General features: G+C 66.0%; 11 protein-coding genes. 6 read left to right on the top strand and 5 right to left on the bottom strand.

Annotation, left to right across the window (positions count from 1 at the left end; genetic code table 11):
* The first annotated feature begins 17 nt into the window (after nucleotides 1-17).
* The gene (locus tag IP65_RS12620; protein ID WP_022674855.1) at nucleotides 18-647 is read left to right on the top strand and encodes a ParB-like protein; all 630 of its coding nucleotides are present in this window, start codon (nucleotides 18-20) and stop codon (nucleotides 645-647) included.
* Nucleotides 648-665: 18 nt separating this feature from the next.
* Here IP65_RS12620 and IP65_RS12615 read toward each other — a convergent pair whose 3' ends face one another.
* The 3 genes from IP65_RS12615 to IP65_RS12605 form a co-directional block, all read right to left on the bottom strand.
* Nucleotides 666-1,532, bottom strand: coding sequence for an SMP-30/gluconolactonase/LRE family protein (locus IP65_RS12615; protein ID WP_022674854.1), 867 nt, complete (start codon nucleotides 1,530-1,532; stop codon nucleotides 666-668).
* A gap of 84 nt (nucleotides 1,533-1,616) precedes the next feature.
* Nucleotides 1,617-3,413, bottom strand: coding sequence for an IlvD/Edd family dehydratase (locus IP65_RS12610; protein ID WP_022674853.1), 1,797 nt, complete (start codon nucleotides 3,411-3,413; stop codon nucleotides 1,617-1,619).
* Between the two features lie 9 nt (nucleotides 3,414-3,422).
* Nucleotides 3,423-4,559: a galactose-1-epimerase gene (locus IP65_RS12605; RefSeq protein WP_022674852.1), complete on the bottom strand. Its 1,137-nt coding sequence runs from the start codon at nucleotides 4,557-4,559 to the stop codon at nucleotides 3,423-3,425.
* 192 nt (nucleotides 4,560-4,751) lie between these two features.
* Here IP65_RS12605 and IP65_RS12600 point away from each other — a divergent pair, with 192 nt between their 5' ends.
* On the top strand, nucleotides 4,752-6,047 hold the full coding sequence (locus tag IP65_RS12600; RefSeq protein ID WP_028657472.1) for a sugar MFS transporter: 1,296 nt from the start codon (nucleotides 4,752-4,754) through the stop codon (nucleotides 6,045-6,047).
* Nucleotides 6,048-6,181: 134 nt separating this feature from the next.
* Here the strand turns inward: IP65_RS12600 and IP65_RS12595 are convergent, their stop codons facing one another.
* Nucleotides 6,182-7,003, bottom strand: coding sequence for a FadR/GntR family transcriptional regulator (locus tag IP65_RS12595; RefSeq protein ID WP_022674850.1), 822 nt, complete (start codon nucleotides 7,001-7,003; stop codon nucleotides 6,182-6,184).
* Between the two features lie 113 nt (nucleotides 7,004-7,116).
* Between IP65_RS12595 and IP65_RS12590 the strand changes: the two genes are divergently transcribed.
* From IP65_RS12590 to IP65_RS12575, 4 genes are read left to right on the top strand one after another with little or no spacing between them, the layout of a single operon-like run.
* On the top strand, nucleotides 7,117-8,643 hold the full coding sequence (locus IP65_RS12590) for an aldehyde dehydrogenase (NADP(+)) (RefSeq protein WP_082350120.1): 1,527 nt from the start codon (nucleotides 7,117-7,119) through the stop codon (nucleotides 8,641-8,643).
* Between the two features lie 29 nt (nucleotides 8,644-8,672).
* Nucleotides 8,673-9,671 carry an AraD1 family protein gene (gene araD1 / locus IP65_RS12585; RefSeq protein WP_022677876.1) on the top strand — a complete coding sequence of 333 codons (999 nt, stop codon included), beginning with the start codon at nucleotides 8,673-8,675 and terminating at the stop codon, nucleotides 9,669-9,671.
* Nucleotides 9,672-9,674: 3 nt separating this feature from the next.
* On the top strand, nucleotides 9,675-10,601 hold the full coding sequence (locus tag IP65_RS12580; RefSeq protein WP_022677875.1) for a Gfo/Idh/MocA family protein: 927 nt from the start codon (nucleotides 9,675-9,677) through the stop codon (nucleotides 10,599-10,601).
* A 35-nt stretch (nucleotides 10,602-10,636) separates the two neighbouring features.
* On the top strand, nucleotides 10,637-12,202 hold the full coding sequence (locus tag IP65_RS12575) for an alpha-N-arabinofuranosidase (RefSeq protein WP_022677874.1): 1,566 nt from the start codon (nucleotides 10,637-10,639) through the stop codon (nucleotides 12,200-12,202).
* Between the two features lie 108 nt (nucleotides 12,203-12,310).
* On the opposite strand, the gene IP65_RS12570 is transcribed toward IP65_RS12575, so the two are convergent.
* Nucleotides 12,311-14,545 carry a TonB-dependent receptor gene (locus tag IP65_RS12570; protein WP_022677873.1) on the bottom strand — a complete coding sequence of 745 codons (2,235 nt, stop codon included), beginning with the start codon at nucleotides 14,543-14,545 and terminating at the stop codon, nucleotides 12,311-12,313.
* Nucleotides 14,546-14,605: the final 60 nt, after the last annotated feature.

Raw genomic sequence — 14,605 nt, 5'->3', positions numbered from 1 at the left:
AGCATGGAGCGTGAGTCATGGGGCTGGCCGGTCCGATCCAACCGATTCTCAAGACCGTGGCGATTGCCGACCTGCGCCCCACGCAGATGACCGTTGGCCTGCGCGAGGTGGAGCGCAAGCGCCGCGACTGGGCGCGCCGCAACGAAGCCAGCGCCGCCGGCGAATTTCTGGGTGCACACATGATCCCGGCCGTGATCGGTCCCGATGACCAGCTGTGGATGCTCGATCACCATCACCTCGCCCTGGCGCTGCATCTGGAAGGGGTGGAAGAAGTGCTGGTGTCGGTGGTGGCGCGGCTGGCGCACCTGCCGCGCAAGCGGTTCCTGGCGTTTCTCGACGCCAACAACTGGCTGCACCCCTATGATGCGCGCGGCCGCCGCCGCGAATGGAAGGCGCTGCCCCATCAGGTGGGCAAGCTGGAGGACGATCCCTGGCGCTCGCTGGCCGGCGATGTGCGCCGCGCCGGCGGCTATGCCAAGACGACGCGGCCCTATGCCGAATTCCTGTGGGCCGATTTCTTTCGCGATCACATCGGCCCGCGCAAGCTGGCCAACAAGTTTGACCAGGCCCTGCGCGAGGCGATCGAACTGGCCCGTGGCCACGGCGCGCGACACTTGCCCGGCTATGCCGGGGTGGAAAGCGATTAAGCGCGCGGCTGACCTGCGTTAGCCGTAGACACCCGGCGCAAACCCGGTGGCGCCGCTTTCCACCTCGAACAGGGCGCCATCATATTCGCCCGGATCGGCAAGGCCAACGCGCGCGCTGGTCACGAACATGCGATCATGCCGTTCGCCGGCAAAGGCGATGTTGGTGATACGCCGCGCCGGCAGGGCAATCGCGCGGTCGAGCCGGCCATCGGGGGCGAAGCGGCTGATCCGCCCACCATCCCAATGCGCCTGCCACAGAAAACCCTGCGCGTCACAGGTCATGCCATCGGGATAGCCATCATCCTCGGCCAGGCGAACGAACACCTCGCGCGGGCCAACCCCCTCGTCGGTCAGCGCGAAGCGATAGATCACCCGGCGCGCGCTGTCGGCGTGATAGAGCCATTGCCCACATGGCGAGAACGCCGGCCCATTGGGTACGCCATAGCCGCTGTCGATAACCTGGAACGTGCCATCGTGCGCCAGGCGATAGAGCGTGCCGTTGTCCTGCTCTTCGGCCATGTCCATCGTGCCGCACCAGATCGCGCCGTGGGCATCGGCCTTGCCATCGTTCATGCGGTTGCCGGGCAGATGCGGCTCTGGCCCACTGCGCGGCCCGATCACCGGCGCGCCCGACGCGGGATCGAAGGCGATCGAGGCGACGCCGCCGCGAAAACCGCCGATCAGGCCACCCACTTTGGCCTCAGCCACCCAGCCGAGCGGCTCGGGCATGGTCCAGCGGCTGATCGCGCCGCTTGCCAGATCCATGCGGTTGAGCGCGGGGGCGAGGATGTCGGTCCAATAGAGCGCGCCGTCGCGTGGGCACCACAGCGTGCCCTCGCCCAGGATATCGGCCACGTCGCGGTCGATCTTGCGCCACAAAGCCATCGCGCTCCGGTCCTCTCTATCGCGCCAGGTGGGAAAGTGCGGTGTGCGCCACGCTTTCCCATGCCGGTCATTGCCGTGTTCCGATCAATGATTGTCGCGCGGCAGGCCCATGGTCTGGGCAATCCGCTGATACTTCTCCGCGCCTTCCAGAATGGCGCCCGTGTTGAGCTGGCCGACCACGGCGCGCTGGATTTCCTGCCACGGCGTCTGGCTGGCGGGATAGGGATAGCCACCCTTGGCCGCCAGCGCGGCACGGCGCGCTTCCAGTACGTCGTCGGCCACCAGCACGTTGACCGTGCCGGCCTTGAGGTCGATGCGCACGCGATCGCCGGTTTCGAGCAGGGCCAGGCCGCCCATCGCCGCCGCTTCCGGGCTGGCGTTGAGGATCGACGGGCTGCCCGAGGTGCCCGACTGGCGCCCGTCGCCGATGCACGGCAGCGCGCTCACGCCCTCGGTGATGAGGTAGGACGGCGGCCGCATGTTGACCACTTCGGCCGCGCCGGGATAGCCGATCGGCCCGGCGCCGCGCATGAACAGCAGGGTTTCGGGCGTGATCCCGACGGCAGGATCATCGATGCGGTGGTGATAGTCTTCCGGCCCGTCGAACACCACGCAGGGGCCTTCGAATGCTTCGGGATCGGCCGGGTTGGACAGATAGCGCGCGCGGAATTCCTCGCTGATCACGCTGGTCTTCATGATCGCTGCGTCGAACAGGTTGCCCTTGAGCACCAGGAACCCGGCTTCTTCCACCAGCGGCTGGGCGAACGGGCGGATTACGCGTTCGTCCTCGATTTCCACGCCACGGCAGTTTTCGCCCATGGTGCGGCCGTTGACGGTCATCGCGCCTTCGCGGATCAGGCCCTGGCCAATCAACTGGCCCACCACCGCCGGAACCCCACCAGCGCGATAATAATCCTCGCCCAGGTATTCGCCGGCCGGCTGCAGGTTGACCAGCAGCGGCACCTTGTGGCCCAGGCGCTGCCAATCATCGAGCGGCAGGTCCACGCCGACATGGCGGGCGATGGCGGCCAGGTGGATCGGCGCGTTGGTCGATCCGCCAATCGCGGAATTGACGACGATGGCGTTGTGGAACGCATCGAGCGTGAGGATATCAGACGGCTTGAGGTCTTCACGCACCATGTCGACGATGCGCTTGCCGGTGTGATAGGCGCATTCCTGGCGATCGCGATAGGGCGCGGGGATCGCCGCCGAACCAGGCAGCATCATGCCCAGCGCCTCGGCCAGCGAGTTCATCGTCGTGGCCGTGCCCATGGTGTTGCAATAGCCGGTGGACGGCGCCGACGAGGCGACGAGCTTGATGAAGCCATCGGCATCGAGTTCGCCGGCGGCCATCATCTGGCGGCCCTTCCACACGATGGTGCCCGAACCGGTACGCTCGCCCTTGTGCCAGCCATTAAGCATCGGGCCCACCGACAGGGCGATGGCCGGGATGTTGACGGTGGCTGCCGCCATCAGCAGCGCGGGCGTGGTCTTGTCGCAACCAGTGGTCAACACCACGCCATCGATGGGATAGCCATAGAGCGCCTCGACCAGGCCAAGATAGGCCAGATTGCGATCGAGCCCGGCGGTGGGCCGCTTGCCGGTTTCCTGGATCGGGTGCACCGGAAATTCCAGCACGATGCCGCCCGCTTCGCGCACGCCTTCGCGGATGCGCTCGGCCAGCACGAGGTGGTGGCGGTTGCACGGGGAGAGGTCGCTGCCGGTCTGGGCGATGCCGATGATCGGCTTGCCGCTGCGCAGTTCTTCCAGGCTCAACCCGAAGTTCAGATACCGCTCGAGATAGAGCGAGGTCATGTCGATGTTATCGGGATTGTCGAACCAGGCGCGGCTGCGCAGCTTCGGGGTCTGGTGCTCGGTCATAAGGGCCTATCAGCGCGAGGTGGAAACGCGATAGACCATGACATGCCGATAGGGCTTGCCAGGATCGACGCGCGCGGAAACGAACGACGGGTGGTTGGGCGCATCGGGGAACTTCTGTGGTTCCAGCGCGATGCCATCGCCCATGCGATAGAGGTGGCCCTGCTTGCCGACCAGAGTGCCATCGAGGAAATTGCCGGCATAGAACTGCACGCCCGGCTCGGTGGTGAGCACTTCGAGCACGCGGCCCGAGGCAGGATCTTCCAGCCGCGCGGCAAGGCCCGGCTGCGCCGTCACGCCCTTGTCGAGCGCGAAGTTGTGGTCATAGCCACGGCCATAGACGATCTGCTGGTCGCGCCCATCGCGCAGGCCATCGGCGACGCGGCGCGCTTGCGTGAAATCGAACACGGTGCCGGCCACCGGGCGCAATTCACCGGTGGGGATCAGCGTGGCGTCGATGGGCGTAAACGCCTTGGCCGGAATGGTCAGCACATGATCCATCGCGCCCTGCGACGATCCTTCGCCAGCGAGGTTGAAGATGGCGTGGTTGGTCATGTTGATGATCGTGGGCTTGTCGGTGGTCGCTTCGAACGCGATCGTCAGATTGCCCGCCTCGTCCAGCGAATAGGTCACCGTGGCCTTGACCGTGCCGGGATAGCCGGCGTCGCCATCGGGGCTGACATGGCTGAGCACGACGCTGGCCACTGCGCCGGATTTCACCGACACCACTTGCCACACCTGCTTGTCAAAGCCCTTGCCTCCACCATGCAGGCTGGCGGCCTTTTCATTGAGCGGTAGTTGATAGGCCTTGCCATCGAGCGTGAACTTGCCGCCTGCAATGCGGTTGGCATAGCGGCCCACGGTGACCCCGAAATAGTTGGGGTGATCGACATAGCCAGCGAGGTCGTCATAGCCGAGCAGCACGTCGGCCGGCTTGCCGGCGCGATCAGGCACGACCAGCGCCTGCAGCGTGGCGCCATAGCTGAGGATGCGGGCCGAAACGCCATTGGCGGCCTTGAGCGTAACGGCAACAACCTTCTGACCATCGGCCAGCGAACCTGCCGCCTCCTGGCTTGCCTGGGCAGCATGGGCACCGGAAAACGGCACAAGCGCCAGCAGCGCGGCAAGGGAAGCGGCCTTGGTGTTCATCCTGGTCTCCATGGTCGGCCTTTCTTGCCCGCTGGGCGGCACGTGAAAACACGTGCGCAGCCATTGACGTGGCCGTACCCGAGCATATAGTCCGACAAATAGAAAGAGCGCAAGCCGGTTCGCAAGCATCATGACGGGATGGCGAGGCCGCGCATTGCCGTTGCACACACACCCCTTCGAGAGAGGATGGACATGCCCCCAGTTGCTTCTTCGGCTGCGGCTTCCGCTGCCCCTGGCGAGGGCTTGCCGCCCGGCGCCAGCTATGGCCGCGCGCTGGCGCTCCTGGCCACGCTGTTCTTCATGTGGGGCTTCATCACGGTCATCAACAACACCCTGCTGCCGCATTTGCGCGCGGTGTTCGACCTCAACTATACCCAGACCACGCTGATCGAATCCGTGTGGTTCATTGCCTATTTCGTCGCCTCGATCCCCTCGGCCAAGCTGATCGAGAAGATCGGCTACAAGATGGCGATGGTCACCGGCCTGCTGATCATGGCCGCTGGCGCGCTGGGCATGATGGTGGCCGCCTCGATTCCGTCCTATGGCGTCACGCTGGTCATGCTGTTTGTCATCGCCAGCGGCATCACCCTGCTGCAAGTCGCGGCCAATCCCTATGTCGCCGTCGTCGGCCCGGCCGAAACCGCGTCGTCGCGGCTCACCCTGGTGCAGGCGCTCAACTCGGCCGGCACGATGCTGGCCCCGCTGTTCGGCGCCTATCTGATCCTGGGCCGCTCCAAAAGCGGCACGGCCAGCGCCACCACCGTGCTCACCCCGGCCGAGCGCCTGGCCGATGCGCATTCGGTGATCCTGCCTTATGGCCTGGTTGCTGCCGTGCTGGTGGTGCTGGCCGTGGTGATCGCGCGCTATCCCCTGCCCGCCATGGGCAGCGCCACCAGCCGCATGGCGGCAGACGAGCGCAAGCACCATTCGCTGTGGGCACATCGCAACCTGGTGTTCGGCATTCCGGCGATCTTCATCTACCTGATCGCTGAAATCGGCGTGGCCAACCTGTTCGTCAACTTCGTCAGCCAGGGTGATATCGCCAACCTGACGCACGAGGAAGCCGGCCGCTATCTGACCTTCCTGTGGGGCGGGATGATGGTGGGCCGCTTTGCCGGCGGGGCGATCATGCAGAGGGTGCGCGCCGAAACCGTGCTGGCCCTGGCCGCCGTGGGTGCATTCGTGGTGATGATGATTACCGTGTTCACCCACGGGCCCGTGGCGATGTGGGCACTGATCAGCGTGGGGCTGTTCCACTCGATCATGTTCCCCACGATCTTTACCCTCGGGATCAAGGGCCTTGGCCCGCTGACCGAGGAAGCATCGGGCCTGCTGATCATGGCGATTGCCGGCGGCGCGCTGGTGGTGGTGCAGGGCAAGCTGGCCGATGCCTTTGGCCTACAGACCTCGTTCCTGCTGACCGCCGCGTGCGAACTTTACATCATCTTCTACGCGCTGTGGGGTGCGAAGACCAAGGCAACAGACTGATCGGCTCCTCCCCGAAACGGGGAGGGGGACCGCGCGAAGCGTGGTGGAGGGGATTGGCCGCCTGAAACGGCGTGCAAGGCGGAAGCTCCCCTCCACCAGCCTGCGGCTTGTCCCCCTCCCCGTACCGGGGAGGATCAGCGGTTTACGGCAGCTTCGATCGCGCTGGCGGTGTCTTCCAGGGCCAGTTGCACCAGAACGCCCATCGCCTGGGAGGCTGCCTCGCCATCGCCTTCGGCAATCGCGTCATAGACGCGCGCATGATCGGGAATGGGATTGCGCGGCAGTTCCCGGCTGCGCTGCTTGAACCGGGTGGTCCAGTGCACCGCCGCGCCGATGCTGGCTGACAGCACCATGAGCGCGGCATTGTGGCTGGCGCGCAGCACCGCATCGTGGAAATCACGGTCAGCCGCGCGGCCGGCATCGTTGGTCAGCGTGTGCCGCCGCATCGCCGAAAGGGCATCACGGATCGCCTTGAGATCGGCCTTGTCGCGGCGCTGGGCCGCCAGGCGCGCGGCGGCCGGTTCCACCACGGCGCGCAGTTCGAACAGATCGCGCACGAATTGCAGATCGGGTTCGCCGGCAAAGGCCCAGGCGAGCACTTCAGGATCGAGCAGATTCCAGCGGTCGCGCTCCAGCACGCGGGTGCCGGCCTTGGGGCGGCTTGCCACCAGGCCCTTGGCGGTCAGTACCTGGATCGCCTCGCGATAGGCGCTGCGCGACACTTTGAGTTCTTCGGCAAAGGCCACCTCGCCCGACAGGATATCGCCTGGCTGGTATTGGCCCGACAGGATCGCCGTGCCCAGCTTGTGGGCGATGGCCCCATGCAGGCGCCGGCCAGGGCCGCGCGCCGGGCTATCGCGCTCCTCGGCCGCGACACTGTCCGGCGCCGCGCTGTCGGCGGCGCTTTCCATTGCCTTGCCCTTGCGCGATTTGTCCGGGAACTGCCGTTGCGTCACTGTCTCGATCGCCTCCTGTCAAACGTGGGTAGCAGGGAGCGACACGGGGTGAAACGACTATTATTGCGTTTGTCATGCTGGCGGAATATGTCGGAGTAAATAGGGAGAATCCGATGACCGAATTCCGCTCGACCGACGCCCACACCGGGCAGCCCCATGGGCCCGCCCTGACGGTGCACGGCCTTGACGATGTGGCCCGGCTGTGTGCCGCGGCCGAGGCGGCGTTCGACATCTATCGCGCCACGAGCCGCGAAGCGCGTGCCCGCTTCCTCGAAACCATCGCCGAGGAAATCCTTGCCATCGGCGATCCCTTGATCGTGGCCGCCATGCGCGAAAGCGGGTTGCCGCGCGCGCGGCTGGAGGGCGAGCGCGGCCGCACGGTGGGCCAGTTACGCCTGTTTGCCGGCGTGGTGCGTGCAGGCGCATGGCAGCAGTTGCGCATCGACCCGGCCCTGCCCGATCGCCAGCCCCTGCCCCGCCCCGATCTGCGTCTGCGGATGATCCCGCTTGGCCCGGTGGCGGTGTTCGGTGCGTCCAACTTCCCCTTGGCGTTCTCTACCGCCGGGGGTGATACCGCCTCGGCGCTTGCGGCGGGGTGCCCGGTGGTCGTCAAGGGCCACCCGGCCCATCCCGACACCGGCGCGCTGATCGCGGGCGCGATTGCCCGCGCGGTGGCCGCATGCGGCCTGCCCGAGGGCGTGTTCGGCCATCTCGTTGGCCCCGGCAACGAACTGGGCGCAGCGCTGGTGGCCGATCCGCGCATGGCCGCTGTCGGTTTTACCGGATCGCGCGGGGGCGGCCTGGCGCTGGCCCGCATTGCGCAACAGCGCGAGGTGCCGATCCCGGTCTATGCCGAAATGTCGAGCATCAACCCGGTCGTGCTGATGCCGGCAGCGCTCGCTGCACGCGGCGCGGCGCTCGGCCAGGCGTTCGTCGCCTCGCTCACCATGGGCGCCGGGCAGTTCTGCACCAACCCCGGCCTGGTCCTGGCGATCGCCGGCGAGGGCCTCGACGCCTTCCTGGCCGCCGCGCGCGAGGGCGTGGGCCAGGCCCAGCCGCAGACCATGCTGACCAGCGGCATCCACGCTGCCTATGAAGCCGGGGTCAAGGCGCTGGTCACGGCCCCCGGCGTGGAAGCCGTGGCGACCGGCCCAATGGGCGAAGGCCCCTGTGGCCAGGCCGCGCTGTTCGTCACCACGGCCCAGGCCTTCCTGGCCGACAAGGCGCTCGGCCACGAAGTGTTCGGCGCCAGTTCGATCGTGGTGACCTGCGCCGATGCGGCGGAACTGGCCACGGTGCTCAAGGGCTTGGAAGGCCAGCTGACCGCCACCCTGCACATGGACGCTGCTGACGAGGCATTGGCAAGCGAGCTGCTGCCAATCCTGGAACGCAAGGTTGGCCGCATCCTGGCCAATGGCTGGCCCACCGGCGTCGAAGTGTGCCATGCCATGGTGCACGGTGGGCCGTTCCCGGCCACGTCCGATCCGCGCACCACCTCGGTCGGCAGCCTGGCGATCGATCGCTTCCTGCGCCCGGTCAGCTACCAGAACCTGAGCCAGGCGGTGTTGCCAGCCGAACTGACCGATGCCGTACGCGGCGATGGCGCGCCGCGCCTGATCGACGGCACGCTCACGCTCTGATCCCCTTCTCTCGCGAAAGATCCTCTTCCATGGCAACCCGCCTTCTTCAGCATCGCAGCGCCGATGGCACGCGTCGCGTGATCCTGGCCACCGATGACAGCGCCGTGTTCCTCGACAGCCCCGCGACGGTGCGCGAGCTGGCCCAGGCGGCGATCGCCGCCGGGCACAGCCTGGCCGATGCCGCTGCCGCCCGAGCCGGCAGCCAGGCGGTGGACATCGCCGCCGAGCTCGCCGCCGGCACGCTGCTGCCCGCGATCGACCATGATGACACCGCGCGCGTCTGGTTGACTGGCACCGGGCTTACCCATCTTGGTTCAGCCGAAGGGCGCGACAAGATGCACCGCGATGCCGCGCAGGCCGAAAAGCAGACCGATTCCATGCGCATGTTCCTGGAAGGGCTGGAGGGTGGCAAGCCCGCCGCTGGCAGCGAAGGGCAACAACCGGAATGGTTCTACAAGGGCGATGGCACGCAGCTGGTCGGCCCGGGCCAGCCGCTGACGATGCCGGCATTTGCCAAGGATGGCGGCGAGGAACCGGAACTGGCCGGGATCTATCTGATCGGTGCCGATGGCACGCCCTGGCGCCTGGGGCTGGCACTGGCCAACGAGTTTTCCGACCATGTGACCGAGCGCCACAACTATCTGTGGCTGGCCCATTCCAAGCTGCGCCAGGCCGCGCTGGGCGCCGAACTGCTGCTGGGCAACCCGCCCGCCGACGTTCGCGGCACCAGCCGCGTGCTGCGCGATGGCGCCACGCTGTGGGAAAAGCCGTTCCTTTCGGGCGAAGACAACATGTCGCACAGCCTGGCCAACCTGGAACACCATCACTTCAAATACGGGCTGTTCCGCCGGCCTGGCGACATTCACGTGCACTTCTTCGGCACGGCCACGCTTTCATTCAGCGACGGGATCAAGACGCAGGAAGGGGACGCCTTTGAAATCGCGGCTGCGCCCTTTGCCCTGCCGTTGCACAATCCGCTGGCGCGCGCAGCGGCCGGCCCCGTGCCGTTCGCAGTCAAGGCGCTCTAAACCATGGGCCCGATCCGCATTGCCGTGGTCGGCATGGGCAAGATCGCCCATGACCAGCACCTGCCCGCGATTGCCGGCAACCCGGCCTTTACCCTGGCCGCAACGGTCAGCCGCAGCGACAGCGGCGTCGACGGCGTGCCGCATTTCCACACGCTTCAGGCTTTGGTCGATAGCGATGTGGCGATCGATGCCGTGGCGCTCTGCACTCCGCCGCAGGCGCGCTATGATCTGGCGGCGCTGGCGCTGGACAAGGGCCTGCACGTGTTCCTGGAAAAGCCGCCGGGCGCCACCCTGGCCGAAGTCGATGCGCTTGTGGCCCATGCCGCCAAGGCCGGCACCACGCTGTTTGCCTCGTGGCATTCGCGCTATGCCGCAGGGGTGGCGTCGGCGCGCGCCTGGCTCGCCGACCGGCAGATCACCGGCGTCAAGGTGATCTGGCGCGAGGATGTGCGCGTGTGGCATCCGGGCCAGGCGTGGATCTGGGAGCCAGGCGGCCTGGGCGTGTTCGATCCGGGGATCAATGCGCTCTCGATCATCACCCACATCCTGCCTGATCCGTTCTTCCTGGCCGAAGCCACGCTGGAAGTACCGGAAAACCGCGCTGCCCCGATTGCGGCAGACCTGCATTTCCGCGATTCTCGCGGCACGGCCATCCACATGGATCTCGATTGGCGCCAGACCGGCCCGCAGAGCTGGGACATCGTGGTGGAGACCGCCGATGGCACGCTGCGCCTTGCCAACGGCGGTGCGGTCCTGACCCTGCCGGGCGAAACCCTGCGCCACGACGACCACGAATATCCTGGCCTCTATGCCCGCTTTGCCGATCTCGTCGCGCAGGGGCAAAGCGATGTCGACACCCGCCCCCTTACCCTGGTGGCCGATGCATTCTTGCGCGGCAAACGGCTGGTGACAGACGCCTTTTTCGATTGATCCCGCCCCCTTCGCAAACAAGGACGCGCCCTCGCATGATCAAGATGCTTCGTTCCGCCGCCGCCGCGCTGCTCGCCGCCACTGCCCTGGCCACGCCGGCGCTGGCCGATACCGGGGGCACGCCCACCACCGCCACGCTGCACGCTGACAAGCCCGGCCCGACCTATGACCGGCATATCTTCACCCAGTTTGCCGAGCATCTCGGCAACGGCATCTATGGCGGGCTGTGGGTAGGCAACGACAAGTCCATCCCCAACACCAACGGCTTTCGCAACGACGTGGTCGGCGCGCTGCGTGATCTCAAGGTGCCGATGGTGCGCTGGCCGGGCGGCTGCTTTGCCGATGAATATCACTGGCGCGAAGGGATCGGCCCGCAGGCCAAGCGCCCGGTCAAGGTCAATACCAACTGGGGCGGCGTGACCGAGCCCAACAGCGTGGGCACGCACGAATACTTCGAACTGCTCCGCCAGATCGGGGCGGAGGCCTATATCTCGGGCAACGTGGGCAACGGCACCCCGCGCGAAATGGCCGAATGGATCGAATATGTCACCGCGCCAGCCGGCAGCTTGGCCGACGAGCGCGCCCGCAATGGCCACAAGCAGCCTTGGGCCCTGCCCTATTTCGGTATCGGCAACGAGTTGTGGGGTTGTGGCGGCAACATGCGCGCCGAATACGCGGTGGACGAAACGCGCCGCTATTCCGCGTTCATCAAGCCTGTGGCCGGCACGCAGATCCTGCGCGTGGCCTCTGGCGCCAATGCGGATGACACCAACTGGACCGAAACCATGATGCGCGGGGCCCGCGACCAGGTCGATGGTCTGTCACTGCATTATTATACCGTGCCTGGCCGTGGCACCTGGCCGCCCAAGGCGCAGCCGGTTGGTTTTGACGAGCACGACTGGGCCGATGCCCTCGCAGGGGCGCGCCGGATCGACGATCTGCTCGCCCGGCACACGGCGATCATGGACAAGTATGATCCGCAAAAGCGCGTGTTCCTGGCAGTGGACGAATGGGGCGCCTGGTATGCCCAGGATGCCGGCACGCACCCCGGCTTCCTGCGTCAGCAGAACAGCCTGCGCGATGCGCTGATCGCCTCGACCACGCTGGACATCTTTGCCCACTATGCCGATCGCGTGCGGCTTTCGGCGATCGCGCAGATGGTCAACGTGCTGCAGGCCATGATCCTGACCGACGGCAAGAAGATGGTGCTGACGCCCACCTATCATGTCTTCATGATGTACCGCCCGTGGCAGGATGCCACCGTGCTGCCGATCGACATCGTCACGCCATGGTATGCCAAGGACCAGTTCACGATGCCGGCGGTGAGCGGCTCTGCCGTGCGCGACAAGGCTGGCGTGGTGCACGTGGCCCTGTCCAACCGCGATCCATCCCAGGCCAATACGGTGACGATCAAGCTGGATGGCATCGCCGCCGCCAGCGCGAGCGGCCAGGTGCTGACCGGCGCTGCGATCGATGCGCACAATACCTTTGCTGCGCCCGATACCGTGCACCCGATGCCGTTCAGCGCGGCAACGATCCAGAACGGCGTGCTCAGCGTCACGCTGCCCGCCAAGTCGGTCGTGGTGCTCGACCTGCGCTGATCTCCAGCGCGCCTGCTTAAACAAATGGTGCCGGGCCGCTGTCCCGGCCCGGCACCTGGAAGGCCAGCCCGGCATGCGCCGGGCTGGCCTTTTTCCGTTGTGTGGCGATCAGATCTTGAAGCCGAAGCGCACGCCATAGGTGCGCGGCGGCTGGAACTGATAGGTATTGAGGCGCGAGTTGAAGTTCTGCGCCGCGTAGGCGAGCACGACCTTGTCACCCACGTTGCGCACGAACGCCTGGAGCGTCCAGCGCGCCCCCTCGGGAGCATACTGCAGCGACAGGTTGCCGGTCACATAAGGACGCGACTGCGTGTCGTAGGTGTTGAACACCGAGTAGTAGAACGAGGAGCTGTACTTGGCATCGGCGCGCGGGGTCAGCGTGCCACCGAAAGCCGGGATGGCATATTCGATGCCGCCCGAGACAGACAGCTTGGGCGCGTTGGGCAGCTGGTGGCCACCGATGCTCTGCGGCGTGCCACCACCATCGTTGACGGTGATGTTGTCGCCAAACCGGGTGTGCAGCCACGCGGCGTTGAGGTCGATCCGCCCGCCTTGGCCGAACAGGGCCACGGCCTGCGCTTCGGCGCCATAGATCTTGGCCGTACCGACGTTGAACGTGCCGGCCGCGCCATTGAGCGAGTCTGCCGTCTGCGAAGCCTGGTAACCGCGATAGTTGAAGTAGAACGCCGAGGCGTTGAGCTGCAGGCGGTTGCCCATGAAGCGGTTCTTGGTGCCCACTTCGAACGCGTCGAGGGTTTCGGGGCCATAGGGGATCGAGGCTGCCGAACCGTTGGAGTTGAACCCGCCCGACTTGTAGCCGCGATCATACTTGGCATAGACGAGCGAATTGCTGGCGGGGGTATAGTCCAGGCCCACGTGCCAGGTCGGCTGCGACTTGGTCATGCGGCCCGCACCATCGGTGAAACCCTTGGTGAAGGGGAAGACAAAGCCCCATTCCGGGAAAGCCAGCGCCGGATAATTGAGCGTGGCGCCGCCGGTGCGCACCTTTTCATCGCGGGTATAGCGCCCGCCGACGGTGAGCTTCCACTGATCGCCCAGCTTGTAGGCGATCTGGCCGAACACCGCGTCAGACTTGGTCTTGACGTTGTAATCGAAGTGGATGCCGTAGGTGTTGGAAAAATCCAGGAACGACAGCGGGCCGCCGGGCGCATAAGGGCCGGTCATCGCCAGGTTATAGATCCCGGAATTGATCGTGTTGGTTTCCTGGAAGTGGAACAGGCCAACCTGGAAGAACAGCGGGTTGTTCGACCCGTTGGACAGGCGCACTTCATGGTTCCAGGTGGTGGGTGCCTCGTGCTGGATGAAATTGCGGATCGCCGGATAGGCCGGGCCCGTGGCATCGAGCTTGTGCGCCCAGGTCTGCTTGTCCCATCCGCCAGCATAGGTCAGCGTCAGGTCACCGGCAAAGTTGGCCACGGTGCCTTCCCAGCGGATACGATCGCCCTTTACCCGGTTAGACGTGAGCGCCTGGTTGGGAAAGCTGCGCGCGTCGCCGAAATCGGGGCGTGTGCCCAGCGCCGCAACCATCGCCACGTCGCCCACGTTGCGGATGTCGTCATGCTGGTACGACGCCCAGAGCTTGACGTTGTCGGTCGGCTTCCACTGCAGCTGTACGCGGCCGGACGAGGTATTTTCATCATCCCCGTCCAGGTTGATGCCGGTGAGGTGGCGATAGCCGTCGTGCTGGCGATGGATGCCCGAGAAGCGCACGGCCAGCGTGTCGGTCAGCGGCACGTTGCCGCCGGCTTCCACGTTGAGCGCGCGATAGTTGCCAACCTCGAACGAGCCATAGGCGCCCGCGGTGTCGCTGGGCCGGTTGGTGATCAGCGAGATCAGGCCACCGGTGGAGTTACGGCCGTTGAGCGTGCCCTGCGGGCCCTTGAGCACTTCGATGCGGGCGATGTCGTACATCGAGGTGCCGATGGAGAACGAGCGGTTGGTATAGAACCCGTCGCGCGCGATCGGCACGGAAGGATCGCCGATTTCGGTCACGTCGGTCGACGCGATGCCGCGCACGGCGACATAGGCCGAACCCGAGCTGGTGCTGAGATTGACGCTGGGATCGACCGTGGCGAGCGACTGCACGTTGCTGATGCCCTTCTGGGCCAGATCCGCACCGGTATAGACGGTCAAGGCCACAGCAGTCTTCTGCGCCGAGCTCTCGGTGCGGTTGGCCGTGACGACGATTTCAGCAAGGCCATCATTATTGCCGCCCGTGCTGCTGGCAGCATCTTGCGGCGCGGCGCCATCCTGCGCGTGCGCAACCGTGGCAATCGTGGGCATGCTGGCACCGATCAACAGTGCCGCGATCAGGCGGTTCATCCGACGTCCTCCCCTTTTGAGCATAGCGAGATCGTGACTCGCCATTTATAAAATCAAAAT

This window comes from Novosphingobium sp. AAP1 (assembly GCF_001295765.1).
Classification (GTDB): domain Bacteria; phylum Pseudomonadota; class Alphaproteobacteria; order Sphingomonadales; family Sphingomonadaceae; genus Novosphingobium; species Novosphingobium capsulatum.
This window is presented reverse-complemented; position numbering and strand designations above follow the sequence as displayed.

Bases quoted from the DNA above. Each gene is read 5' to 3' on its own strand.
- IP65_RS12610 (WP_022674853.1), bottom strand. From the start codon at position 3,413: ATGACCGAGCACCAGACCCCGAAGCTGCGCAGCCGCGCCTGGTTCGAC.
- IP65_RS12605 (WP_022674852.1), bottom strand. From the start codon at position 4,559: ATGAACACCAAGGCCGCTTCCCTTGCCGCGCTGCTGGCGCTTGTGCCG.
- IP65_RS12580 (WP_022677875.1), top strand. From the start codon at position 9,675: ATGGGCCCGATCCGCATTGCCGTGGTCGGCATGGGCAAGATCGCCCAT.
- IP65_RS12575 (WP_022677874.1), top strand. From the start codon at position 10,637: ATGATCAAGATGCTTCGTTCCGCCGCCGCCGCGCTGCTCGCCGCCACT.
- IP65_RS12570 (WP_022677873.1), bottom strand. From the start codon at position 14,545: ATGAACCGCCTGATCGCGGCACTGTTGATCGGTGCCAGCATGCCCACG.
- IP65_RS12600 (WP_028657472.1), top strand. From the start codon at position 4,752: ATGCCCCCAGTTGCTTCTTCGGCTGCGGCTTCCGCTGCCCCTGGCGAG.
- IP65_RS12615 (WP_022674854.1), bottom strand. From the start codon at position 1,532: ATGGCTTTGTGGCGCAAGATCGACCGCGACGTGGCCGATATCCTGGGC.
- araD1 (WP_022677876.1), top strand. From the start codon at position 8,673: ATGGCAACCCGCCTTCTTCAGCATCGCAGCGCCGATGGCACGCGTCGC.
- IP65_RS12590 (WP_082350120.1), top strand. From the start codon at position 7,117: ATGACCGAATTCCGCTCGACCGACGCCCACACCGGGCAGCCCCATGGG.
- IP65_RS12620 (WP_022674855.1), top strand. From the start codon at position 18: ATGGGGCTGGCCGGTCCGATCCAACCGATTCTCAAGACCGTGGCGATT.